At 70.8% G+C, this 23597-nt stretch carries 18 protein-coding genes; 5 read left to right on the forward strand and 13 right to left on the reverse strand.

What is annotated here, in order from left to right; translation table 11 throughout:
* Window positions 1–50: 50 nt before the first annotated feature.
* Both FHY03_RS04020 and FHY03_RS04025 read left to right on the forward strand, forming a co-directional pair.
* A complete protein-coding gene (locus FHY03_RS04020) occupies window positions 51–431 on the forward strand; it encodes a hypothetical protein (RefSeq protein ID WP_183921955.1) in 381 nt (126 codons plus the stop codon).
* A 103-nt stretch (window positions 432–534) separates the two neighbouring features.
* Complete coding sequence (locus tag FHY03_RS04025) at window positions 535–1431, forward strand: Gfo/Idh/MocA family protein (RefSeq protein ID WP_183928869.1); 897 nt, start codon at window positions 535–537, stop codon at window positions 1429–1431.
* A 245-nt stretch (window positions 1432–1676) separates the two neighbouring features.
* On the opposite strand, the gene FHY03_RS04030 is transcribed toward FHY03_RS04025, so the two are convergent.
* The 3 genes from FHY03_RS04030 to FHY03_RS04040 all read right to left on the reverse strand — a co-directional run bounded on the left by FHY03_RS04030 (window position 1677) and on the right by FHY03_RS04040 (window position 4065).
* On the reverse strand, window positions 1677–2174 hold the full coding sequence (locus FHY03_RS04030; RefSeq protein WP_183928871.1) for a glycine zipper 2TM domain-containing protein: 498 nt from the start codon (window positions 2172–2174) through the stop codon (window positions 1677–1679).
* 230 nt (window positions 2175–2404) lie between these two features.
* Entirely contained in the window at window positions 2405–2725 is a 321-nt protein-coding gene (locus FHY03_RS04035) for a hypothetical protein (RefSeq protein WP_260158636.1), read from the reverse strand.
* 278 nt (window positions 2726–3003) lie between these two features.
* Window positions 3004–4065, reverse strand: coding sequence for a glycosyl hydrolase (locus FHY03_RS04040; RefSeq protein ID WP_183928873.1), 1062 nt, complete (start codon window positions 4063–4065; stop codon window positions 3004–3006).
* A gap of 111 nt (window positions 4066–4176) precedes the next feature.
* On the opposite strand from FHY03_RS04040, the gene FHY03_RS04045 reads away from it, so the two are divergent.
* The gene (locus FHY03_RS04045; protein WP_183921959.1) at window positions 4177–4323 is read left to right on the forward strand and encodes a DUF2256 domain-containing protein; all 147 of its coding nucleotides are present in this window, start codon (window positions 4177–4179) and stop codon (window positions 4321–4323) included.
* Window positions 4324–4712: 389 nt separating this feature from the next.
* Here the strand turns inward: FHY03_RS04045 and FHY03_RS04050 are convergent, their stop codons facing one another.
* The 5 genes from FHY03_RS04050 to FHY03_RS04070 all read right to left on the reverse strand — a co-directional run bounded on the left by FHY03_RS04050 (window position 4713) and on the right by FHY03_RS04070 (window position 14127).
* A complete protein-coding gene (locus FHY03_RS04050; protein ID WP_183928875.1) occupies window positions 4713–7982 on the reverse strand; it encodes an autotransporter domain-containing protein in 3270 nt (1089 codons plus the stop codon).
* Between the two features lie 110 nt (window positions 7983–8092).
* Window positions 8093–10786, reverse strand: a complete 2694-nt coding sequence (metH, locus tag FHY03_RS04055; RefSeq protein WP_183928877.1) for a methionine synthase — start codon at window positions 10784–10786, stop codon at window positions 8093–8095.
* A gap of 254 nt (window positions 10787–11040) precedes the next feature.
* Window positions 11041–12087, reverse strand: a complete 1047-nt coding sequence (locus FHY03_RS04060; protein ID WP_183928879.1) for a homocysteine S-methyltransferase family protein — start codon at window positions 12085–12087, stop codon at window positions 11041–11043.
* Between the two features lie 151 nt (window positions 12088–12238).
* Window positions 12239–13180 (reverse strand): methylenetetrahydrofolate reductase [NAD(P)H], encoded by a 942-nt coding sequence (gene metF / locus FHY03_RS04065; RefSeq protein WP_183928881.1) that lies wholly within the window; start codon window positions 13178–13180, stop codon window positions 12239–12241.
* Complete coding sequence (locus tag FHY03_RS04070; protein WP_183921964.1) at window positions 13177–14127, reverse strand: metalloregulator ArsR/SmtB family transcription factor; 951 nt, start codon at window positions 14125–14127, stop codon at window positions 13177–13179. Before FHY03_RS04070 ends, metF begins: the two co-directional genes overlap by 4 nt.
* A 311-nt stretch (window positions 14128–14438) precedes the next feature.
* On the opposite strand from FHY03_RS04070, the gene FHY03_RS04075 reads away from it, so the two are divergent.
* Complete coding sequence (locus FHY03_RS04075) at window positions 14439–14765, forward strand: hypothetical protein (protein ID WP_183928883.1); 327 nt, start codon at window positions 14439–14441, stop codon at window positions 14763–14765.
* A gap of 64 nt (window positions 14766–14829) precedes the next feature.
* Window positions 14830–15780 (forward strand): aldo/keto reductase, encoded by a 951-nt coding sequence (locus FHY03_RS04080; protein WP_183928885.1) that lies wholly within the window; start codon window positions 14830–14832, stop codon window positions 15778–15780.
* A 6-nt stretch (window positions 15781–15786) separates the two neighbouring features.
* Here the strand turns inward: FHY03_RS04080 and FHY03_RS04085 are convergent, their stop codons facing one another.
* The 5 genes from FHY03_RS04085 to typA all read right to left on the reverse strand — a co-directional run bounded on the left by FHY03_RS04085 (window position 15787) and on the right by typA (window position 23551).
* On the reverse strand, window positions 15787–16224 hold the full coding sequence (locus tag FHY03_RS04085) for a DUF805 domain-containing protein (RefSeq protein ID WP_221189958.1): 438 nt from the start codon (window positions 16222–16224) through the stop codon (window positions 15787–15789).
* Window positions 16225–16233: 9 nt separating this feature from the next.
* The gene (locus FHY03_RS04090; protein ID WP_183928887.1) at window positions 16234–16701 is read right to left on the reverse strand and encodes a DUF805 domain-containing protein; all 468 of its coding nucleotides are present in this window, start codon (window positions 16699–16701) and stop codon (window positions 16234–16236) included.
* 99 nt (window positions 16702–16800) lie between these two features.
* Complete coding sequence (locus FHY03_RS04095) at window positions 16801–19332, reverse strand: EAL domain-containing protein (protein WP_183928889.1); 2532 nt, start codon at window positions 19330–19332, stop codon at window positions 16801–16803.
* Window positions 19333–19591: 259 nt separating this feature from the next.
* Entirely contained in the window at window positions 19592–21382 is a 1791-nt protein-coding gene (locus tag FHY03_RS04100) for a histidine kinase famiy protein (protein ID WP_221189959.1), read from the reverse strand.
* Between the two features lie 345 nt (window positions 21383–21727).
* Entirely contained in the window at window positions 21728–23551 is a 1824-nt protein-coding gene (gene typA / locus FHY03_RS04105) for a translational GTPase TypA (RefSeq protein WP_183921969.1), read from the reverse strand.
* Between the last annotated feature and the right edge of the window lie 46 nt (window positions 23552–23597).

The raw sequence follows: 23597 nt of genomic DNA on the forward strand, positions 1-23597 counted from the left end.
CCGCGTCGTTGACGAGCGCCGGACTGACCCGGCGATGAGAAGGAAGCCCCATGGCCGTCAAATTCGCCGGAACGATGAACGCGATCAACCGCGGGCTGGAGAGCACCAAGCCCGCCAAGGGCGCGACGATGGTGGAGGATTGGGAGGCCGCGCTGGCCGAGGTCGACACGCCCGGCGCCAAGGGCATCCTCCGCGACCTCGCCTCCCTGCGCAAGCAGCTGGAGAAGGGCGAGCCCGACGCCGACCGCGTGCACGACCTGCTCCACCGCCTCGGCGCCGCGACGACCAAGATCGCGGACAAGGCCGACAAGCAGCAGGACAAGCTCAAGGCGCTCGGCGAGGCGCTGAGCGAGGCGGGCGAGGAACAGCCCGACGAGGAGGAGGACACTGCGGCCGCGGCGGCGCCGAAGCGCGCACGCACCAAGAAGTGAGCCGCGCGGCAGGCGGGAGAACGTCTCCCGCCCGCCCGTACGCGCCATCTGCCGCTCGCGCCGGTCGCCTGCTACGGCACGGTCGCGACCGGCGGAGATGATGATGCGAGTGCTGATGGTGGGAGTGGGCGACATCGCCCGCAAGGCGTACCTGCCCGTGCTGGCGGCGCGTGGCGACATCGAGCTGCACGTCGCCACGCGCGATCCCGCGGTGCGCGACCAGGTCGTGCGCGAGCACCGCCTGCCGCATCACCACGCCAGCCTCGACGCGGCGCTCGCCGCGACCCGCTTCGACGCCGCCTTCGTCCACGCCGCCACGCCTGCGCACCCGGACCTGGTCGCCACGCTGCTCGATCGCGGCGTCGCCACCTTCGTCGACAAGCCGCTCGCCGACACACTCGCCGCGGCGGAGGTGCTGGTGGAGCAGGCGCGCCGCCGCGGCACGCCGCTGGTGCTCGGCTTCAACCGCCGCTTCGCGCCCGATTACGTCGCGCTGCGCGGCCGCGGCACGCTGATCACGCTGGAGAAACACCGCCATCGCCAGCCTGACGAGGCGCGCCGGGTGGTGTTCGACGACTTCATCCACGTCGTCGACACCCTGCTCTTCCTCGCGCCCGGCGCGGTGCGCCGCCACGCGATCGAGACGCAGGTGGCGGACGGGCGGCTCCACGCCGTCACGCTCACGCTGGCGGGCGACGGCTTCGGCGCGATCGGCCTGATGCATCGCGACAGCGGGCTCGACGAGGAGCGGCTCGACGTGATCGGCGGAGGCGAGCGCCACAGCGTGCTCGACCTCGCCGAGCGGATCGACACGGCCGGGACGCAGCAGCGGCGACGGCGCGGCGACTGGACCGCGGTGGCGCGCCAGCGCGGCTTCGAGGCGATGTGCGACGACTTCCTCACCGCCGCGCGCGAGCGCCGCCCGGTCGACGCCGACGCGATCCTGCGGACGCATGCGCTGTGCGAGGAGATCGTGCGCCACGCCGAGGCGGCAGGGTAGACTGCGCGCTACGAAACCTCCCGCATCGCCGCGAGAGCGAGCGAAGTGCGTTGCATGTCGCTTTTCATCTTGCGTCATCCCGGACTTGGTCCGGGATCCACTCTTCCCCGTGAGCAACGGTTGACGGGTTCGCGGAACCGTGGATCCCGGACCACGTCCGGGATGACGGTAAGGTTAGTCGGGAGGCTCGCATCCGCCGAAGGAGGACGGCACCGGGGCAGTACACCCCGCTGTCCTCTCGCTCCTCACCGCCGGCAGTAATCGCCGTTGTCGGCGCGCTCCACCGCATTGCCCGCGAGCGCGCCCGCGCCGGCGCCGAGCACCGTCCCCAGCGTACGGTCGCCGCCGCGGTCGATCGTGCGGCCGAGCAGCCCGCCGGCGATCGCACCGACGATCGAGCCGGTGGTGCCGCTCTGGCACCGTCCACCATAGCGATAGCGGCGGTCGTCGTAGCGGCCGCGATCGTCGTAGACGCGGCGCTCGTAGCGCTCATAGCCGCGGTCGCGATCGTCGTAACCGTAGGCCGGCTCGCGGTTCCAGCCGTCGCGATAGGCGCGGCGATAGGCGCGCGCATGGTCGCGGTAGCCGTCGTCGTCGTAGCGGCGCTGGTCATCGTCGCGCGTGTCATAGTCGCGCTCGTAGACCTCGCGCTCGTGGTAGCGCTGCGCCTGCGCCGCCACCGGGGTGAGCGCCGCCACCGCCAGCGCGACCGATCCCACGGCGACCGAGAATTTCCCCAGCATCACTCCAGCTCCTGTCCGTCACCCGCCGTGCCCCGATGGGCCGCGACGAGGATCGTGATAGAAGCCGGCGCTTGAGCGCGGGCTGAATGCGCGCGTTAGCCGCGGTTCAGCCGCGCCCGCGCGGGTCGCCCGGGTCCGGGCCGCAAGGCACTGGCGACGCGCCCGATCTGAGCCCGCGCCGCGGGGCGCAGGGAGTCGCACCGCGCCGGCGCACTGACCCAGAAGGGTGATCAGAGCCCGACGCGCAGCCCGAGCGCGTAATAACCGGCGCCGACGTTGCCCTTCAGCTTGACCAGCGGCGCGAGCGTGAACGCCACCGTGCCGTACGGCGTGGTGTCCGCCTCGCTCACGCGCAGCCCCGCGCCCAGCGTCGCGACCAGCGGGATGGCATAGGTGGCCTCGAGCTTGGCATAGGGTTTCACCACCGTCTTGTCGCAGCGGTCGTCGTCGGCGTAGCGCCCGGTCGCGCTGTCACGGCAGCGCGCGTTGCTGCCGTTGTCGTCGCGGACGTAGCGGTCGGTGTCGCCGGCGTAGAGGAAGGCGCCGACCATGGGCGTGAGCTTGAAGCCGGCCGCGCCCAGTCCATAGCCGACGCCCAGCTCGCCGCCCCAATGGTCCTCGGCGCGGGCGCCATTGGCCTCGGCGGTGAGCTGCGCCGCCGCCGGCGCGGACAGGAGAGCGAGCGCGGCGCCGAGTGCCGCGAGACGATATTAACGCATGGATCCCCCTTGCCCCGGGAACGGGAGCGGCGCGCGCTTAGCCGCGGCGCCGCCCCGAGCGCAACCGGGTCGGCGAAAGGATCAACATTTTTTCAACCGCTTGCTCGCCGTCACCGCGCGCCCAGCACGCGATAGGCGCTGGCCACCGCGGGATATTGGCCCTCGCTCAGCTTGCCCGCATAGGCCGCGTTCGAGTTCCAGTAGGAGGCGTAGACCACCTGGTGCGCGGCGAACCAGGCGAGCGCGAGCGTGACATAGGGCGCGTCCGAGTCGCGGCTGACGCCCCATTCGGCGTAGGCGGTCGGCTTGCCGTGGCGCGCGGCGAAGTCCTGGTGCCAGGCCAGGCCGTAGCGCTCGGCCACCTTGTAGTTGAAGGCGGCGACCGGGTCGGCCGGATCCCACTCGTGATTGTAGTAGAAGTCCATGCCGATCAGGTCGACGACGTCGTCGCCGGGATAGCTGTCCTCCGGGTTGGTGCCGAAGTCGCCGACATTGGGCGTCCATTCGAAGCGGAAGCGGTCCGATATCGCGCGGAAGCTGGCGACGAAGCGGCGATAGGCGGCGCGATAGTCGGCCTCCTTGCCCTTGGCCGCCCAGGGTTGCCAGTCGCCGTTGAACTCCCAGCCGGTGCGCACCGCGATGGTCGAGCCGCCCGGGCTGGCGGCGAGCAAGGTCGCCGCGGCGGCGCGCCAGCGCGGGTCATAGTCGCCCGCGGCGGCGGCGGCGAGCGTGCCGCCCTCGGCGAACAGCGGGATCGACCAGTAATGCGTCCGCGCGACGCCCTTCCAGCGGTCGGCGAGCCAGCCGATCGAGTCGGACCAGTCGGCCCAGCCGTTGCGCCCGCTGAACAATTGCACGCCGTCGGTCGGTCGGCCGAGCCACGCCTCATAGGCGGCGAGGTCGGGCACGTCGTTGCCGACGTAGACGACCGACTGGAAGGTCGGCGCCGCCGCGGGCGGGATCGCGACCGCCGCCGGCGTGGGGGTCGGCGTGGGAGCGGGCGCCGGCGTCTGGGTCGCCGTCGGCGCGGGCGTCGGCGCGGGCGTGACCACCGGCGCGGCGGAGGGCACGACCGTCACCGCGCCCGCGGCGCCGGTCTGGCCACTGCCACCGCCGCAGCCGGCGAGCAGGAACGCCGCGGCGAGCGGCGCGAGGGAACGGATCTGGGTCATGGCGGCGCGCGATCACTCTCGGGAAGCGGTGCACCGGCTGGTAAAGGAGCGGGGTTGTCATTCGGTTAGCGCCGCCGCGGAGCGCCGCGCGCGCTCGCTTGTTGGTGCCGCATGGCGCATCGCAAACCGCACCTGCCCGAGAAGATCTGCGCGAGCTGCCACCGCCCCTTCGCGTGGCGCAAGAAATGGGCGCGCGACTGGGAGCAGGTGCGCTACTGCTCCGACCGCTGTCGCGGGGTGGGTGCGCGCGAGGCGTGAGGCGCGGAGCGGCTGCGTGGCGCAGACGGGTGTGACGAGCGCCACCGCGGCGCGCTGCGGCCCGATCCATCGACGCTGAGGCGTGCTCCAGCGGACGCCGAAGCCCAGCGCCAAGCAGAACAAAACCTCGTGGCGTGTGTGACTCCGGGCTGCTGCTTCCGCAGGAGCACAGGAGCGGATCTCGCAGCGCCCCCCTGAAGGGGATCACCGCGAAACTGCTGTCATCCCGGCCTTGAGCCGGGCTCCATGGTGCCGCGTACGCATAGGCCTTCGTTCTCGCGGAGACATGGATGCCGGGATGACGGCGGGACGTGGAACGCCCGGTGCGTCACACCGTCACCTGCGATCGCCCTCGGCCACGGGGAGGATCAGCTGGATGCCGGTACGGTCTAGAACCGCACCCGCACCGAGGCGCGGTACGCCTGATCGCGCACGTCCTGCCGCCGAAGCGTGGTGTCGGCGCCGAGCGTCAGCGTCGCGCGTCCGGTGTCCAGCGCGATCCCCGCCCCGAGCTCGGCCCAGTCGCGATCGCGCCCGGGCAGCGCGAAGGCGACGTCGGTATCCGGCACCGCGGCGAACGAGGCGCCCAGCAGCGGCGACGGATCGCGGAAGTCGTGCACCATATAGACCGACGTCCACGGCCGCACCGTGCCCCCGCCGGACAGCGCCACGCCGGCGCGTCCCTGCACGCTGGCGTAGCGACGGCGATCGAGCCGCAGCGCCGCGGTGCCGCCGGTCTCGCTCACCGCCCCCAGGTCGAGCGCGCTCGCGCGCAGCGCCACGCGCGGCCCGACGCGCAGCGTCCCCACCGCGCTGTCGTGCCCGGCACCGATCTCCGCGCCATAGGCGAGCGCGTGGTCGCGGCTGCGCAGCGTGGTGGAGCTGCCGACCAGATCGGCGCTGCGTCGTGTGGCGTGTCGCCACAGGCCGGCGCTCTCTTGCGTGTCGAGGTACAGGCCGTCGGCGGCGGAGAGCTTGGCGTAGAGCGTGCCCTGGTACAGCTCGCCCTCGGCGCTCTGCCCCGCCACTGCCGTGCTGCCGGTCACGCGCGTGAACGAGAGGCCCAGCCCGACCAGCGCGCGATCGTCGACCGCGCTCTCCAGCCCGCCGGCGAGATACCAGCCCGACAGCGGATCGCGGCCGCGCGGCGCGAGCGCGGTGCGGGTCGAGGCGGCACTGCCGTCGAGATAGCCCGCCGCGAGATAGGCCGCGACGCTGTCGGGCAGGCGCGTCGGCGCGGCGACGGTGGCGGCGGTGTCGCTCGCGACCGGCGGCTGGCCGGGCAGGCGCGCCGCCTCGGCCGCGGCGAGCTGGATCGGCGCGCCCGCGAGCGTCAGCTGCCCCGCACCGGCGGCGCCGCGCCGCGGGTCGGCGGCGGCGAGCCGCGCGCGGTAGAAGCGCGCCATATTGTCGAGCGCGAGCGCGCCGAGCGCGCGGTCGAGCCCCTCCGCGCGCGGTGCCAGCGCCTCCAGCGTGTGCTGGATCGTCGGCGCGTCCTGCAGGTCCAGCACGTCATACACGCCGGCGAGCGCCGCCGCGTGCGGCCGCGCGCGATCCAGCAGGGTGGCATAGCCGCGCTGCGCGCGGGTCGAGGCGACCACGTCGGCGTAGCGCCCGGCGTCGACGCGCGCCCGCACGCTCGTGTCGTCGTAGCGTAGCGTTGGCACGAGGATCGCGCTCAGCCGCGCCGCCGCATCGAAGCGACCGGACAGGCCCTCGTCGGCGGTGAGGATCGTGTAGACGTCGCCGGCGCGGACGCGATGCCCCGCCACCGGCGCGAGCGCCACCGTGCCGCCGAGGCTCGCCTTGCCCTCCACCGCGACCCGGTCGGCGGCGCGCGCCGCACCGACGTCGATCAGCAGCAGGCTCTGCGACGCGAGCACCAGGTTGCCGCCGATGTGCAGCGTGCCGATCGTGCCCACCTGCCCCGGCGCGATCACGCCGGCGACGCTGGTGAGATAGGGCGTCTCGATCCGCCCGCCGCCCGAGAGCTGGCCGGCGACGAGCAGATAGTCGCCCGGCGTGGTCAGCGTGCCGTCGACATGGACGAAGCCGGCGAGCTGGTCGACCTCGATCAGGCTGGTGAGATGGCCCTCGGGCGCGACCGACAGCCGCGCGGCGCTGCCCGAGACGGTGAACTTGTCGACCGTGGCGCTGGTGTCGAGCGTGGTGGTGCCGGGCGCCGTGAGCGTGACGTCGAAGTAGCGCGCGCCGCGGTGCGTGGCGGCGTCGGGCTCGATATTGTCGGGCACGAAGCCGGTGGCGCCCAGCAGGCCGTTGGCGAGCGTCGGCGCGGGGAGCGGTGCGGGCGCCGCCCCTTCGTCCGCGGGCGGTGATCCCCAGTCGGGGCGCTCCACCCCGTCGACGATATAGTGGCGCGTCCTTAGGTCGAAGCAGACGTCGTAATCGGGTTCCTGATCGCACACTTGGCCGAAGCTGCCGCCGCGTCCGTCGATGCCGGCGCCAGCGGTCATCGGCACGCCGTTGACGAGCTTGCCATCGGTGATCACTCGATAAGCGGGGTCGACCAGCGTCTGCCAATGCGCGGGATCGTTCCACCTGCCGTCGCCGGCCAGTGCGCCGACGTAACGGTAGGGGTTGTTCGCGACGATGAAGTCCCAGAACAGATAGAGCGGCTGATAGAAGGCGATGTTGCCGTAGCCTGCGTTCCTCTGGTGGCTGAACCAGCGGTATCCTGACAGGACGCCGATAACCGTCTTCTCGCCGTAGGTGCGATCGAGGATGAGCGGCCCTCCCGAGTCGCCCGGCGCGATCATCCCCTCATGGGGCTGCGCCACGTCCTTGAGCAGGTTGTAATCACGCGGGTCGGCCGTTGCCGTGCCGCGTCGCGGGTCGTCGAAATCGATGTAATAGAGCGGCTGCCGCAGATTGGATCCCGTTCCCGTGAGCCCGACATCGACGTCACTGTCGGAGCCGAGCATGCCGATCATGTTCTCGGCGACCCGGCGGCGGAAGTCGAGCGGACCGACCTGGCCGGTGTCCCCGGTGCCGTAATGGCCGTAGCCGGTGATCGTCACATGATAACCGGTGCCGGTCAGCTCATCGATCGAGTCCGGCGCAGGTAGCGCGGAGAACAGCAGAGTCCACGTAGGAATGTTCTTGGCCGGCGTGTCGAGCGAAGCGACGGCGACATCGGCCTGAAGATAATTGGCACCCAGGCCGAGATCGAGCGAGTCCGCGTGATAGGCGACCTGGTTCACCGTGTAGATCGCGCCGGCCGTGTCGGTGCGGTGCAGCGTTGACCCCTCCGTGATCCAGCGTCGCTGAGCGGCGCGGTTGTTGCCGTTGAACGAGAATGCGATGTGGGTCTGATCGTCGCCGACGCCGTATTTCGACGCCGCCGCCTCGTTGACGCAATGCGCCGCGAACACCACGGTGCGCGGGTTCACCAGCGTGCCGGTGCAGACGTCGACATAACCGCCGCCCTCGTCGATCGTCATCTGGCCGACGCCGTTCACCCCGGCGGGATCGAGCGCCGTCACAGGGGTACCAGGGTCGCTGATCACGATCGCCGGCGCCCGCCCCATGCCGCTCGGGTCCGCCGCGACCTGCGCGCGTGCGCCTGCCGGGACCAGCTCAAGCGCGGTGGAGAGCAGCAGCAGCGCGCGACAGCTACGTCCGGCAAGTGACGGCATCATCTTCGGTCTCCTTTCCCTTGCCCGCGTGCGGCGGCTTGAGTCAGGATAGGAAGAGGGCGAACCGTCGCTCGCGCCTCGGCCAAATTATTTCATCAACCGGTCATTCCGCCTCAATCCAGGTTCGGCCGCAGCAGCCGCGTCGCCTGCCGCACGTCGACGCCGAGCCGCTGGGCATAGTCGGCGACCTGGTCCTCCCCGATCCGCGCCACGCCGAAATATTCCGCCTGCGCGTGGCCGAAGTAGAAGCCGCTCACCGCCGCGGTCGGCAGCATGGCGTAGCTCTCGGTCAGTTCCAGCCCGACGTTCTTCTCGGCCTCGAGCAGGTCGAACAACGTGCGCTTGAGGCTGTGCTCGGGGCAGGCGGGATAGCCCGGCGCGGGGCGGATGCCGCGATACTGCTCGCGGATCATCGCCTCGTTGGTGAGCTGCTCGTCAGGGGCATAGCCCCACAGGTCGGTGCGGACGTGCGCGTGGAGCCGCTCGGCGAACGCCTCCGCCAGCCGGTCCGCCAGCGCCTTGAGCAGGATGTCATTATAGTCGTCGTTGTCCTGCTTGTAGCGCGCGAGGTGCGAGTCGATGCCGTGGATGCCGACCGCGAAGCCGCCGATCCAGTCGCCCGCGGGGTCGACGAAGTCGGCGAGGCACATGTTCGCCCGCCCCTCGCGCTTGGCGATCTGCTGGCGCAGGAACGGCAGCCGCGTCGAATGCTCGTTGCGGCGATCGAGGTCGGGGGTGTGCATGCCGTCGGGCACGCTGCCACCGTCGGGCGAGCGCGTGTCGACGCTGTGGCGGTCGTGCACCCACACGTCGTCGTCATGGCGATGGCACGGCCACAGCCCGGCGACGCCGCGCGCGGTCAGCCACTTCTCCGCGACGATGCGGTCGAGCATCGCGCGCGCGTCGGCGTAGAGCGAGCGCGCGCTCTCGCCGACCACCGCGTCGTCGAGGATCGCGGGGTAATTGCCCGCCAGCTCCCAGGCGCGGAAGAACGGCGTCCAGTCGATGTAGTCGGCGAGGTCGGCGAGGTCCCAGGCGTCGTAGACATGGACGCCGGGCTTCTTCGCCGGGGGCGCCTTGAGCGCCATGTCCGCTGCGAAGCCGCGCTTGCGCGCCTCCTCCAGCGGCAGCAGCGCGTTGGCGCCCTTGCCCTCGCGCGCGTCGCGCACCGCCTGATATTCCGCCGCGACACCGGCGACGAAGCCCTCCGCCTGCGTCTCCGACACCAGCGCGGTGGCGACACCGACCGCGCGGCTGGCGTCGAGCACATGCACCACCGGTCCGGTGTACGCCGGCGCGATGCGCAGCGCGGTATGGACCTTGGAGGTGGTCGCGCCGCCGATCATCAGCGGCATCGTCATGCCGGCGCGCTGCATCTCCTCCGCCACGGTCACCATCTCGTCGAGCGAGGGGGTGATCAGGCCGGAGAGGCCGATCATGTCGGCGTCCTGCTCGCGCGCGGTCTCGAGGATCTTGGACCAGGGCACCATCACGCCGAGGTCGATCACCTCGAAGCCGTTGCACTGGAGCACGACGCCGACGATGTTCTTGCCGATGTCGTGGACGTCGCCCTTCACCGTGGCGATCACCATCCGACCCTTGCCGCGCTGCTCGGCGCCGCCCGCGGCCTTCTCCGCCTCGATGTACGGCAGCAGGTGCGCCACCGCCTTCTTCATCACGCGCGCGCTCTTCACCACCTGCGGCAGGAACATCTTGCCCGAGCCGAACAGGTCGCCCACCACGTTCATGCCCTGCATCAGCGGACCCTCGATCACCTCGATCGGGCGGCCGCCGCGCGCGGCGATCTCGGCGCGCGCCTCCTCGGTGTCGTCGACGACGTGCGCGTCGATCCCCTTGACCAGAGCGTGCTCGAGCCGCTTGACCACGTCCCAGCCGCGCCACTCCTGCGCCGCTTTTTCCGCGACCGCGTCGGTGCCGCGGAAGCGCTCGGCCAGCGCGACCAGCCGCTCGCCCGCCTCGGGGTCGCGGTTGAGGATGACGTCCTCGCAGGCGGTGCGCAGCTCGGGGTCGATCGCGTCGTACACGTCGAGCTGGCCGGCGTTGACGATCGCCATGTCCATGCCCGCGGGGATGGCATGGTACAGGAACACCGAGTGCATCGCGCGGCGCACCGGCTCGTTGCCGCGGAACGAGAAGCTGAGATTGGAGAGCCCGCCCGAGATATGGACGTGCGGGCAGCGCGCCTTGATCTCGCGGCACGCCTCGATGAAGTCGACGGCGTAGTTGTTGTGCTCCTCGATCCCGGTCGCCACCGCGAACACGTTGGGATCGAAGATGATATCCTCGGGCGGGAAGCCGATGCCGGTGAGCAGGTCATAGGCGCGCGCGCAGATCTCGACCTTGCGCGCCTGGGTGTCGGCCTGGCCGACCTCGTCGAACGCCATCACCACCACCGCCGCGCCGTAGTTGTGGCACAGCCGGGCGTGGTGGAGGAACTGCTCCTCGCCCTCCTTCATGCTGATCGAGTTGACGATCGGCTTGCCCGAGACGCACTTGAGCCCGGCCTCGATCACACTCCACTTCGAGCTGTCGATCATGATCGGCACGCGCGCGATATCGGGCTCGGCGGCGATCAGCTTGAGGAAGGTGGTCATGGCGTGGTGCGCGTCGAGCAGCCCCTCGTCCATGTTGACGTCGACCACCTGCGCGCCGTTCTCGACCTGCTGGCGCGCGACCTCGACCGCGCGGGTGTAGTCGCCCGCCATGATCATCTTCTTGAACGCCGCCGAGCCGGTGACGTTGGTGCGCTCGCCGACATTGACGAAGCGGGTGGAGGAAGCGGTCATGTCATTCTCTCAAATCCTCCCCGCTCGCGGGGAGGGGGACCGCGCGCGCAGCGCGGGGTGGAGGGGGCTCTCCGCGTACGCTAACGCCAGCGGAGAGCCCCCTCCGCGGCGGTCGTCTTGATGGGGCGCGTCGCAACCTACCGAGTGTAGCGTGCGTGGAGAGTCCCCTCCACCACTCGCCTGCGGCGAGCGGTCCCCCTCCCCGTGCCGGGGAGGATCGAGGGTGCGGCGCTGGCGCCGCCCCCCCTAGCCCGTCACGCCGCCATGGTGAACGGCTCCAGCCCGGCGAGCCGCGTCTGCACCGGCGGCGCGGGGATCGCGCGCGGGGCGACGCCGCGGACGCGCTCGGCGATCGCCGCGATATGCGCCGGGGTCGAGCCGCAGCAGCCGCCCAGCACGTTGACCTGCCCCGCCTCGGCCCATTCCGCCACCAGCCCCGCGGTGGTCGCGGGCGCCTCGTCATAGGCGCCGAGCTCGTTGGGCAGGCCCGCGTTGGGATAGACCATGATCAGCGTGTCGCAGATCGTGCTCAGCGTACGCACGTGCGGGCGCAGCTGCTCCGCACCGAACGAGCAGTTGAGCCCGATCGTCAGCGGGCGCGCGTGGCGGATCGCGTGCCAGAACGCCTCCACCGTGTGCCCCGAGAGGTTGCGCCCGGAGAGGTCGGTCAGCGTCATCGACAGCATGATCGGCAGGTCGCGCCCGAGCGCCGCGCCCGCCTCGATCGCCGCCATCACCCCGGCCTTGGCGTTGAGCGTGTCGAACACCGTCTCGATCAGCACGAAGTCGGCTCCACCCTCGACCAGCGCGTCGATCTGCTCGCGGTAGACGTCCTTGAGATAGTCGAAGTCGATCTCGCGATAGCCGGGATCGTTGACGTCGGGGCTGAGCGACAAGGTCTTGTTGGTCGGCCCGATCGCGCCGGCGACGAAGCGGGGCCGGCCATCCCTCGCCTGGAACTCGTCGGCGAGGCGGCGCGCCAGCCGCGCGCTCTCGACGTTGATCTCGCGCACCAGCCCCTCGGCGCCATAGTCCGCCTGGCTGATACGGTTGGCGGAGAAGGTGTTGGTCTCGGCGATGTCCGCCCCCGCCTCGAAATAGGCGCGGTGGATCGACTCGGGCACCTCCGGCTTGGTCAGCGCGAGGATGTCGTTGTTGCCCTTCTGGTCGTGGCCGAGCGTCAGCGCGCCGGCATAGTCCGCCTCGGAGAGCTTCCAGTTCTGGATCTCGGTGCCGAAGGCGCCGTCGGTGATCAGGATCCGCTTCGCCGCCTCGGCGAGGAAGGTGTCACGTGGGGTCATCTCAATCTCCGATCCTCCCCGCATCGCGGGGAGGGGGACCAGCCGAAGGCTGGTGGAGGGGGCTCTCCACCAGCGATGCATCCGGAGGAGAGCCCCCTCCACCACTCGCTCCGCGAGCGGTCCCCCTCCCCGTTCCGGGGAGGATCTAAGGTCACGCCGCCGCTGCCGCTTGCCGGGGCGTCGCCCGCACCCCGAGCAGGTGGCAGATCGCGTAGCTCAGCTCGGCCTTGTTCATCGTGTAGAAGTGGAGCTGCTTGACGCCGCCGGCGTAGAGCTTGCGGCACAATTCGGCCGCCACCGTCGCCGCCACCAGCTGGCGCGCGGCCGGCAGGTCGTCGAGCCCCTCGAACAGCCGCGCCAGCCAGCCCGGCACGTCGGTGCGGCACATCGCCGCCATCCGCTGCACGCCCGCGAAGCTGCCGATCGGCATGATCCCCGGCACGATCTCGGCCTGGATCCCCGCCGCCGCCGCCGCGTCGCGGTAGCGGAAGAAGGTCTCCGCCTCGAAGAAGAACTGCGTGATCGCGCGGTTGGCGCCGGCGTCGAGCTTGCGCTTGAGATTGTCGAGGTCGCCGGCGAGATCGGCCGAGCTGGGGTGGCACTCGGGATAGGCCGCCACCGAGATCTCGAACGGGTGCAGCCGGCGCAGCCCCGCCACCAAAGCGGCGGCATTCTCATAGCCGCCGGGGTGCGGCGCATAGTCCGCCGCGCCCGCGGGCGGATCACCGCGCAGCGCGACGATGTGGCGCACCCCCGCGGCCCAATATTCCTGCGCGACCGCGTCGATCTGCTCGCGCGTCGCCTCGACGCAGGTGAGATGCGCCGCGGCGGGCACCGCGGTCTCGCGCGCGATCCGCGCGACGGTGGCGTGGGTGCGGTCGCGCGTCGACCCGCCCGCGCCGTAAGTGACCGAGAGGAAGCGCGGACCGAGCGGGCAGAGCGTCTCGATCGACTGCCACAAGGTCTCCTCCGACTTCTCGCTCTTGGGCGGCGAGAATTCGAAGCTGACGTCCACGTCGCCGCCGACGTCGGCGTAGAGCGGCGCGTCCAACGCGCGGCGCGCCTCCTCGAGCTGGTTGACCGAGAATGTCATGCCGCCTTCACCTCTCGCCACGGCTCGCCGGCCTTCCGGCCGAGCCATAATTTCACCGTCAGTTCGCCGCCCTCGAGCGTCTCGGTTCGCGCCGGCAGCAGCCCGGCGGCGGCGAACCAGCGCTCGATCTGCGCGTCGGCGAAGCCCAGCCGCGTGTGTGCGTCGCGCGCGCGCAACTCCTCGCGGTCGTGCGGCGCGAAGTCCGCGATCAGCAGCCGCCCGCCCGTCGCCAGCACGCGCGCCGCCTCGGCGATCGCGGCGCCGGGCTGCTGCGCGAAATGCAGCACATGGTGGAGGATCGCCACGTCCGCGGCGCCGTCGCCGAGCGGCAGCGCGTAGAGGTCGGCCTGGCGCAGCTCGGCGTTGGCGAGCCCCTGCTCGCCCAGTTTGGCGCGCGCCAGCCGCAGCATCTCGCTGCTCTTGTCGATCCCCAGCGCGTGGGTGGCGCCGGGCGCGAACAGCTCGATCATCCGCCCGGTGCCGGTGCCGATGTCGATCAGCCGGCCGAGCGGCGCGTCGGCGAGCACCTCGCGCATCGCCGCCTCGACCTGCTCCTCGGCGACGTGGAGCGAGCGGATCGCGTCCCACTCGGCGGCGTTCGCCTCGAACCAGCCCGCCGCCGCGGCGGCGCGATCGGCGCGCACCGCCGCCAGCCGCGCGAGATCCGCCGCGGCCTCCTCGGTGACGCCGAGCGAGTCGAGCGCGGCGAGCACGGGCGCGAGCCGCTCGCGGTCGCCGAGCGCGACGAACACCCAGCTGCCCTCCTTGCGCCGCTCGGCCAGCCCGGCGTCGCACAGGATCTTGACGTGGCGCGACACGCGCGGCTGGCTCTGCCCCAGCACCTGCGCCAGCTCGCCCACCGACAGCTCCATCGCGCCGAGCAGCGCGACGATGCGCAGCCGCGACGGGTCGGCGAGCGCGCTGAAGATGGCGAGGGCGTGTTTCATCCGGCGAGTAGATATAAAGATATCTTTATATGAGGTCAAATGATGGATCGCGGGTCGACTGCCTAGATCCTCCCTGGAAGGGGCGGGGGACCAGCCGAAGGCTGGTGGAGGGGTGACCCGGCCGGCGTGCGTCGGTAGACTCACCGCCGGCGACACCCCTCCGTCAGCGCTGCGCGCTGCCACCTCCCCTTACCGGGGAGGATCGTGCCGCCCACCTCACCGCCCCCTCCCTTGGACCCTTTCCCCCCGCTGCCGCGTTCGCGCCCCACCCCCGGCTCTTGTGCCGGCGTAACGACAGGGGAGATATGTCCATGAAGCGCACGCTGATCGCCGCCCTCGCCGCCACCACCGCGCTGGGCCTCGCGGCCTGCAGCGAGAAGGCGCAGGACCAGTCCGCCGCGGCGGCGAACACGATGGCCGCCGACACCGCAGCCACCACCTCGAACGCGGTCGACGACGTCGATGCCGCCACCGACCGTGCGCTCAACTCGGCCGAGAACAGCCTCGACCGCACCGGCGCGGCGCTGAGCAACGCGGGCGATCGCACCGGCGACGCGCTCAGCAACACCGGTGACCGCGCCGCCGACGCAACCGGCAACGCGATGGTGCGCGCGGGCGAGAAGCTGCGCGACAACTGAGCCTGACCGACCCCGCCGTCGCCGCGTCCGCGCGCGCGGCGGCGGTCACCTCCGGATGACCCGCATGACCGACCTCCGCCGCCTCGGCGCCTCCGACCTCAAGATCGCGCCGCTGGTCCTCGGCGGCAACGTGTTCGGCTGGACCGCGGACCGCGCCGCCAGCTTCGCGGTGCTCGACGCCTTCGTCGCGGGCGGGGGCACCATGATCGACACCGCCGACGTCTATTCCGCCTGGGTCGACGGCCATCGGGGCGGTGAATCGGAGACGATCATCGGCGAGTGGCTGCGCGCCAGCGGCCAGCGCGACCGGGTGCTGATCGCCACCAAGGTCGGCATGCAGCCCGGCGAGGGCGGCGAGGGGCTGGCGCCGGCGCGGATCGCGGCGGCGTGCGAGGCGTCGCTGCGGCGGCTCGGCACCGACCGGATCGACCTCTATTTCGCGCATCGCGACGACGAGGCGCAGCCGCAGGAGGCGGTCGCCGAGGCGTTCGCGCGGCTGGTCGAGGCGGGCAAGGTGCGCGTGCTCGGCGCCTCCAACTTCCACGCCGCCCGGCTGAAGTCGGCGGTGGAAGGCGCGCGCGCCGCCGGGCTGCCGCATTATCAGGTGCTGCAGCCCGAATATAATCTCGTCAGCCGCCACAAGTTCGAGGGCGAGCTGCAGGATTATTGCGTCACCGAGAACATCGGGGTGGTGCCCTATTACGGCCTCGCCTCGGGCTTCCTCACCGGCAAGTACCGCACGCGCGACGATCTCTCCCAGAGCGTGCGCGGCGCGAAGATGGGCGAGCTGCTCGAGGGCAAGGGCGCCGCGGTGCTGGCCGGGCTCGACTCGGTTGCGGAGGAGACCGGCGCGACCTTAGCGCAGGTCGCGCTGGCATGGCTGATCGCGCAGCCCGGCGTCACCGCCCCGATCGCGAGCGCCACCTCGGCGCGACAGGTCGAGGAGCTGCTCGGCGCGATCTCGCTGACGCTCTCGCCCGACCAGCTCGAGCGGCTCACCGACGCGGGCGCATGAGCTAGGTCAGCCCACCGTCACGCTCGCGGGTGCGTCCGCGACCGGCTCGGTGGCGCGCGGATCGGGGCCGAAGCGGTTCTCGCCGGCGTCGCCGGCCTTGAGGCCGAAGAACAGGTCGATGAAGCCGCCGATGAGCGGCACGAAGCCGATCAGCAGCCACCAGCCCGACAGGCCGATATCGTGCAGTCGGCGGACCTTCACCGCCAATCCGGGGATGCCCAGCGCCGCCACGACGGGCAGGTAAAGGAGCACCATCAGGTCCTTTGTCGCCACGCCGAGCGAGAGCGCGCGCTCCAGCGCCTCGGCGACGATGAGGGCGAGAAGCATCGCCGCCAGCGCCACCGCCGCGAAGCACCAATATTCGCGCCGCGTCGATCGCCCGCGGAACACCGCGTAGAGCCGGAACGGTCGCGTGACATAAGCGGGCAGCATCGGAACCTCCATCGTCGTGACTCAGGCGGGAAGGCGCGCATGCTCGGCGAGCTCGTAGACGCCGGCGCCGTTCGCGGCGGGCGACGCCGGCGTCAAGGCCTCGGCGTCGGCCGCGCCCCCGCGGCCGAGCCCCAGCAGCGCGAGCAGCACGACGCCGCCGAACGGCGCGACCAGCAGCAGCAGCCAGCGCGGCGAGCGGCCAAGGTCGCGCAGCCGGCGCGCGCTAACCGCCAGGCTCGGCACCAGCAGGATCGGCACAGCCAGCAGCGGCATCAGCATGATCGCGAACAGCAGCAGCGCCGCGGCATTGCTCTCACCGAGCCGCAGCGCCGCGATCAGCCAAGCGAGCGAGTCCTCGACCAGCCGCGACAAGGTGCCCACCGCGACCAGCGCGCCCGCTGCACCGAGATGGAAGAACCAATAGTCGCGCCGCGTCGCGCGCCCGTCGAAGTCCGCGTACAGCCGCCAGGGCCGGATCCACTCGTCCACTCGCACCCCCCGGCCCGCCGCGCGGCGGGCTATGAGCGCATCATAGGCGAACGGCGCGACCGGGCGTGGCGAGCGCACGACGAAATGTGAGAGCGCAGCTCAGGCGGCGAGCGCGCGCGCGTGGGGGCCGGCGGCCCCCAGCGCGGCGATGCTGGCGGAGCTCACCGGGCGGCTGAACAGATAGCCCTGGAGGTGCGTACAGCCCGCCAGCACCAGCGCGTCGCGCTGAGCGCAGGTCTCCACGCCCTCGGCGACGATCGCCATGCCGAGCGCCTCGCCGAGCCCGACGATCGCCTTGATGATCGCCCCCGCCGCGCGCGACGTATCGAGCCCGCGCACGAACGACTGGTCGATCTTCACCTTGTCGAACGGGAAGCGCTCGAAATAGCTGAGCGACGAATAGCCGGTGCCAAAATCGTCCATCAGGATCTTGATCCCGGCGGCGCGCAGCCGCTCCAGCTCGACGAAGGTGCGCTCGACGTCGTGCATCACGACATTCTCCGTCACCTCCAGCTTGAGCCGGTGCGGCGGCAGTCCGCTGTCCGCCAGCGCGGCGATCACCGTGTCGTAGACGTCGCCGGCGTGAAACTGCACCGGCGAGAGGTTGACCGCGACCGCCAGATGGTCGGGCCAGGTGGCGGCGTCGATGCAGGCCTGGCGCAGCAGCATGCGGCCGAGCGGGACGATCAGCCCGCTCTCCTCGGCGATGGCGATGAACAGGTCGGGCCGGATCGGGCCACGCGTGGGGTGGGTCCAGCGCGCCAGCGCCTCGGCGCTCGCCATCGCGCCGGTATCGACGCGGAGCACCGGCTGGTACACCAGCGTGATCTCGCCGCGCTCCATCGCCGCGCGCAGGTCGAGCTCGAGCGCGCGGCGGTCGCGCGCCGCCTCGTCCAGCGACGGGTGGTAGAAGCAGATCGTGCCGCGCCCGCTGCTCTTCGCCTGGTACAGCGCGACGTCGCCGCAGTGGCGCAGCTCGGAGGTGGTGGCGGCATGAGTCGGCGCCAGCACGATGCCGACGCTGGCGCCGAGATGCGCGGTGCCCATCGCCGTCGGGAAGGGTTGGGCCATCGCCGCGATCACGCCCTCGGCCACGGCGCGCGCGCGCGCGGCGGGGGCATCGCCGATCACCAGCACGATGAACTCGTCGCCGCCGGCGCGCGCGACCAGGTCGGTCGGCTCGATCAGCCCCTGCAGCCGCTCGCCTACCGCGGCGAGCACCAGGTCGCCGGTGACATGGCCGAACTGGTCGTTGACCGACTTGAAGCGATCGAGATCGATCGCGAGCAGCGCCAGCTCGGTGCCCGACGCCATCAGCTCGTTGAGCCGGTCGACGTAGCTGTGGCGGTTGACCAGCCCGGTGAGCGAATCGAAATGCGCCAGCCGCAGGATCTCCGCCTCGGCGCGGCGCACCTCGGTGACGTCCTCCGACAGGCCGAGCAGATATTGCGCGGGCCGGTCGGGGCCGTCGAGCACGATCCGCGTGGTGCGCAGGCTCACGCGCCGCCCGTCGGAGCGGGTGAACTCGTTATCGAAGCGTTGCTCCGAACTGGGGCTCGCCAACGCGGCGCGATCCTGCTCCTCATAGGCGCTGCCGCACGCCGGATAGAGCTCGCGCGCGGTGCGCCCGATCATCTCCTCGCGCGGCCGCCCCATCAGCTCCTCGCCGGCGCGGTTGGTCAGCAGGTAGCGGCCGGTCGCGCTATCCTTGACGAACAGCATCGCGGGCAGATGGTCGATGATCGTGTCGAGGAAGGCGTGTGCCTCGGCGTTCTCGCGCTCCAGGGCGCGCTGGGCGCTCTCGTCGCGCATGACGATGCCAAAACCGCCGATCTGCTCGCCGAGCTTGCAGCTCGACAGCGTCAGCTCGACCGGGATCGTCCAGCCCGCGGCGTGGCGCGCCTCGCTGGCGTGATGCGTGCTGGCGCCGGTGTCCTGCGCGAGCGTCGCCACCTCCTGGTGCCAGTGCGGGAGAAGCGACTCCGCCGACCGGCCGATCAGCTCGAGCGGGTGCGTCCCCAGCATCGCCGCGGTGAGCGCGTTGGCGTAGATGATCTTGCCGGTGATGTCGGCGTACAGCACCGCCACCGGCGCGCTCTCCACCATCTGCCGCGCGATCTCGCCGGCGGATCGCGCCAGCCGCGTCTCGATCAGCTCCACCGTGATCTGGGCGAGCGCGATCAGCGCCTCGCGCTCGGTGAGCGACAGGCGCGCGCGGCGACGCGAGTCGAGCACATTGAGCGAGCCGAGATGATGTCCGTCCGAGGTGACCAGCGGGGCGCCGGCGTAGAAGCGCAGCCCCGGATGCTCCGCCACCATCGGGTGATCGACGAAGCGCGGGTCCCCGGCCAGGTCGAGCACCTCCATCAGCTCGGTCGAGGCCAGGGTATGCGCGCAGAGCGAGTCGTCGCGCGGCAGCTCGCACGAGGGAAGGCCGAAATGCGACGTGAACCGCGCGTGATGCTGGTCGAGCAGCGTCACCGCGCTGTACGGCACGCCCATCACCAGCGCGGCCACGCGCGTGACTCGTTCGAAGATCGGCTCCGCCAGCGTGTCGAGGGTCTGGAGCCGCGCGAGGGCCCCGAGTCGCTCACGCTCGCGCTTGGCATGGAGGGACGAGGCCGCGTTCATAGGCGACTCGTGCCAGCAACAGTTTACGAAACCAATAGCGTCGCCGTCCGTCGGCATACGTCTCGTCGAAATGAGTAATTTACAGAGTTACAGGGACTTCCCACGCAGCAATCAAAGCAAGACGAACCATGAACGTTCAGCGTTAAACCATTTATACCAACGAAGATCGTGATCCGCTCGTGCAGGAAACGGCAGCCCGACGGACACGGCCCGCTATACTGATCGACATCAAGATTCGCGACGGCGGCGGTCGCGCGCGTCAGACCTGCGCGGCGCCGAAGTCGGAACGGCGCCGTCGCGCGCCGCGCTCGCCGCGACGGTTGAGCGCCTGGCTGACGCGGTCGAGCAGCTCGGCGCGGCGATAGGGCTTGCTCAGCACGTCGGTGGCGCGCGCGCGCGGGCCGTTGATCACCAGCTCCTCATTATAGCCGGTGGTCATCAGCACCGAGACAGAGGCGTCGCGCTCGACCACCGCGTCGGCGAGCACCAGCCCGTTCATCCCGCCCGGCATCACCAGATCGGTGAACAGCAGATCGACGCGATCCCGCGGGTGGATCTCCTCGAACAGCCGCAGCGCCTGCTCGCCGTTGGTCGCGGTGGAGACGTGATAGCCCGCGCTCTCCAGGATCTCGCGCGCGATCGCGAGCACCTCGTCGCTGTCCTCCACCACCAGGATGTGGCGCGCGGTGTCGGGATCGACGATCGCGCTGGCGGCGACGTGCGGCTCGGGTGCGGCCGACTCGCGCTTCTCGGCGTGACTGCCGGGGAAGAGCATGCGGACAGTGGTGCCCTCGCCCGGCCGGCTCTCGATCTCGAGCCGCCCGCCCGACTGGCGCACGAAGCCGCTCGCCATCGCCAGCCCCAGCCCGGTGCCGCTGCCGACACCCTTGGTGGTGAAGAAAGGCTCGGTGGCGCGCTCGATCACCTCGGGCGACATGCCATGGCCCTCGTCCTGCACCTCGAGCACGACATAGTCGCCCGCGGCGAGCTCGACCCCGTCGCGCAGCGCGGTGCCGCCGGTGCCGTCGCCATTCTCGACCGGCTGGAGCTTGAGCGGGCGGGTCGCGATCGTCACCAGCCCGCCGTCGGGCATGGCGTCGCGTGCGTTGTTGACGATGTTGAGCAGCGCCATCTCGAGCTGGTCGGGGTCGACCACCACCGGCGCGAGCCCGCGTCGCAGGCTGAGATGGATCTCGACCTGCTTGTTGACCGAGCTCTCGATCAGGTCGCTGAACTCGGAGACGAGCTGGGTCAGGTCGAGCGGGCGCGGCTCCAGCCGGGTCTTGCGCGCGAAGGCGAGCAGCTGGCGGGTCAGCTTGGCGCCGCGCTCGGCCGCCGACTGCGCCGCGGCGACGTAGCGCTGCGCGCGCGCGGGGTCCTTCGCGGTGGCGACCAGCTCGAGATTGCCGTTGACCACCTGGAGCAGGTTGTTGAAGTCGTGCGCCAGCCCCGCGGTGAGCTGGCCGATCGACTCCATCTTCTGGGCCTGGCGGTACGATTGCTCGGTGTTGCGCCGGCGCGTCACGTCGAGCTGGCTGGCGAAGAAATAGCGCAGCGTCCCGCCCGTATCGTAGACCGGGCCGACGAACACCGCGTTCCAGAAGGGCGTGCCGTCGCGGCGATAGTTGAGCAGCTCGAGCGCCACCGCGGACTTGTTCTCGACCGCATGGCGCAGCTCCGCCACCGCGTTGCGATCGGTCTGCGAGCCCTGGAGGAAGCGGCAGTTGCGCCCGAGGATCTCCTCCTCCTCGTAACCGGTGAGGTCGAGGAACGCCTTGTTGGCGAAGACGATCGGATTGTCGTCCAGATTGGGATCGGTGAGGATCATCGGCATCCGCGTCATCTCGATCGCGGCGAAGAAGACGCCGCCGCGGTCGTTCAGGTCGGGATCGGTGATCGTGCTCTCGCGCCAGTGATGCAGGCCGCTGCGCTCGGTCGGCTCGTTGGCGCCGGTGTCCATCGTGCCTTCGGCCTGTTTGCCGGCGGCGAGACCCGTGGGATCGACGTCATCGTGGCTGGACGGATCGGAGGGAACGGAATCGGCGGACATTCTGCCGCGTTAGCCGGTTTGCGGGCGGCGCGGCAAGGTTTCGGTAACCTAGGTGGGCTTTGGGCGAGAAAGACTCTCCCGCACGGACCTGTCGCGCATCTCCGCGGTCCTCGATGTGTTCCGTCGGTCACTGGGCGGCACCTTGGATCTCGTCCTGAGGTGTGCGGGGCGGCTCAACCAGCCGTCATCCCGGACTTGATCCGGGATCCAGGCGGCCGCGAGTACCGGAAGCGTTGCTCGCGCGGCAACATGGATCCCGGCTCAAGGCTGGGATGACGATCGTCGGGGATACGACCGGAACGATGCGATGAAGCCGGCGACCAGGAGTGCGCCCGCCCCCTCCCCTTACGCGGCGACCTTGGCGCGGCTGGCGCGCTTGCGCTCGTGCGGGTCAAGGTAGCGCTTGCGCAGGCGGATCGACTTCGGCGTCACCTCCACCATCTCGTCGTCGTCGATATAGGCGATCGCCTGTTCCAGCGTCATCTTCTTCGGCGGGGTCAGGCGGATCGCGTCGTCCTTGCCGCCGCTCGCGCGGAAGTTGGTGAGCTGCTTCGCCTTCATCGGATTGACCTCGAGGTCGTCCGTCTTGGCGTTCTCACCGATGACCATGCCTTCGTACAGCGTCTCGCCGTGGCCGACGAAGAGGATGCCGCGGTCCTCGAGCGGGCCGAGCGCATAGCCCTGCGCCTCGCCAGCGCCGTTGGAGATCAGCACGCCGTTCTTGCGGCCCTCGATCGTCCCCTTGTGCGGGCCGTACTTCTCGAACAGCCGGTTCATGATGCCGGTGCCGCGCGTGTCCGACAGGAACTCGCCGTGATAGCCGATCATGCCGCGGCTCGGCGCGGAGAAGGTGATGCGCGTCTTGCCACCGCCCGACGGGCGCATGTCGGTCAGCTCGGCCTTGCGCAGGTTCATCTTCTCGACGACCGTGCCCGAATATTCCTCGTCGACGTCGATGATGACGGTCTCGTACGGCTCGGTCTTCTTGCCGTCCTCGTCCTCGCCGAACAGCACGCGCGGGCGGCTGATGCCGAGCTCGAAGCCCTCGCGGCGCATCGTCTCGATCAGCACGCCGAGCTGGAGCTCGCCGCGGCCCGCCACCTCGAAGCTGTCGCGGTCGGCCGCCTCGGTCACCTTGATCGCGACGTTCGACTCGGCCTCGCGCATCAGGCGATCACGGATCATGCGGCTGGTCACCTTGCTGCCCTCGCGCCCCGCCAGCGGCGAGTCGTTGACCGCGAAGCGCATCGACAGCGTCGGCGGGTCGATTGGCTGCGCGTGGAGCGGCTCGCTCACCGACGTGTCCGCGATCGTGTTGGCCACGGTGGCGACGGTGAGGCCGGCGAGGCTGATGATCTCGCCCGCGCGGGCCTCCTCGACCGGCACGCGCTCCAGCCCATGGAACGACATCAGCTTGGAGGCGCGCCCCGCCTCCACGATGTTGCCGTCGTTGTCGAGCGCGTGGATCGGCTGGTTGAGCTTGACCACGCCCGAGTTGACGCGGCCGGTCAGGATGCGGCCGAGGAAGTTGTCGCGGTCGAGCAGCGTCACCAGGAAGGTGAACGGCGCCTCGAGATCGACCTTGGGCGCGGGGACGTGCTCGACGATCTTCTCGAACATCGGCGTCAGCGTGCCCTCGCGCGCCTTGGGGTCCGTCGAGGCGTAGCCGTTGCGGCCCGAGGCGAAGAGCACGGGGAAATCGAGCTGCTCGTCGGTGGCGTCGAGCGAGACGAACAGGTCGAACACCTCGTCGAGCACTTCCTGGGTGCGCTCGTCGGCACGGTCGATCTTGTTGACCACCACGATCGGGCGCAGGCCGAGCGCCAGCGCCTTGCCGGTGACGAACTTGGTCTGCGGCATCGCGCCCTCGGACGAATCGACCAGCAGGATCACGCCGTCGACCATCGAGAGGATGCGCTCCACCTCGCCGCCGAAGTCGGCGTGGCCGGGGGTGTCGACGATGTTGATGCGCGTGTCGTTCCACACGATCGAGGTCGGCTTGGCGAGGATGGTGATCCCGCGCTCCTTCTCGAGGTCGTTCGAGTCCATCGCGCGCTCCTCGACGCGCTGGTTGTCGCGGAACGTGCCCGACTGGCGGAAGAGCTGGTCGACGAGGGTCGTCTTGCCATGATCGACGTGCGCGATGATGGCGATGTTGCGCAGGTTCATACGGATTCCTGAGGTGGCCCGCGGCGGCCGCAGGCGATGTCGCCGG

The organism is Sphingomonas sp. BK345 (genome assembly GCF_014193845.1).
Taxonomy (GTDB): Bacteria; Pseudomonadota; Alphaproteobacteria; order Sphingomonadales; family Sphingomonadaceae; genus Sphingomonas.

What these genes read in the sequence shown, in the direction of transcription:
- FHY03_RS04070 (WP_183921964.1), bottom strand. Translation starts at nt 14,127, where the DNA reads ATGAAACACGCCCTCGCCATCTTCAGCGCGCTCGCCGACCCGTCGCGG.
- FHY03_RS04100 (WP_221189959.1), bottom strand. Translation starts at nt 21,382, where the DNA reads ATGTCCGCCGATTCCGTTCCCTCCGATCCGTCCAGCCACGATGACGTC.
- FHY03_RS04025 (WP_183928869.1), top strand. Translation starts at nt 535, where the DNA reads ATGCGAGTGCTGATGGTGGGAGTGGGCGACATCGCCCGCAAGGCGTAC.
- FHY03_RS04080 (WP_183928885.1), top strand. Translation starts at nt 14,830, where the DNA reads ATGACCGACCTCCGCCGCCTCGGCGCCTCCGACCTCAAGATCGCGCCG.
- FHY03_RS04050 (WP_183928875.1), bottom strand. Translation starts at nt 7,982, where the DNA reads ATGATGCCGTCACTTGCCGGACGTAGCTGTCGCGCGCTGCTGCTGCTC.
- metH (WP_183928877.1), bottom strand. Translation starts at nt 10,786, where the DNA reads ATGACCGCTTCCTCCACCCGCTTCGTCAATGTCGGCGAGCGCACCAAC.
- FHY03_RS04085 (WP_221189958.1), bottom strand. Translation starts at nt 16,224, where the DNA reads ATGGAGGTTCCGATGCTGCCCGCTTATGTCACGCGACCGTTCCGGCTC.
- FHY03_RS04095 (WP_183928889.1), bottom strand. Translation starts at nt 19,332, where the DNA reads ATGAACGCGGCCTCGTCCCTCCATGCCAAGCGCGAGCGTGAGCGACTC.
- FHY03_RS04020 (WP_183921955.1), top strand. Translation starts at nt 51, where the DNA reads ATGGCCGTCAAATTCGCCGGAACGATGAACGCGATCAACCGCGGGCTG.
- FHY03_RS04075 (WP_183928883.1), top strand. Translation starts at nt 14,439, where the DNA reads ATGAAGCGCACGCTGATCGCCGCCCTCGCCGCCACCACCGCGCTGGGC.
- FHY03_RS04030 (WP_183928871.1), bottom strand. Translation starts at nt 2,174, where the DNA reads ATGCTGGGGAAATTCTCGGTCGCCGTGGGATCGGTCGCGCTGGCGGTG.
- typA (WP_183921969.1), bottom strand. Translation starts at nt 23,551, where the DNA reads ATGAACCTGCGCAACATCGCCATCATCGCGCACGTCGATCATGGCAAG.
- FHY03_RS04060 (WP_183928879.1), bottom strand. Translation starts at nt 12,087, where the DNA reads ATGACCCCACGTGACACCTTCCTCGCCGAGGCGGCGAAGCGGATCCTG.
- FHY03_RS04035 (WP_260158636.1), bottom strand. Translation starts at nt 2,725, where the DNA reads ATGGTCGGCGCCTTCCTCTACGCCGGCGACACCGACCGCTACGTCCGC.
- FHY03_RS04045 (WP_183921959.1), top strand. Translation starts at nt 4,177, where the DNA reads ATGGCGCATCGCAAACCGCACCTGCCCGAGAAGATCTGCGCGAGCTGC.
- metF (WP_183928881.1), bottom strand. Translation starts at nt 13,180, where the DNA reads ATGACATTCTCGGTCAACCAGCTCGAGGAGGCGCGCCGCGCGTTGGAC.
- FHY03_RS04040 (WP_183928873.1), bottom strand. Translation starts at nt 4,065, where the DNA reads ATGACCCAGATCCGTTCCCTCGCGCCGCTCGCCGCGGCGTTCCTGCTC.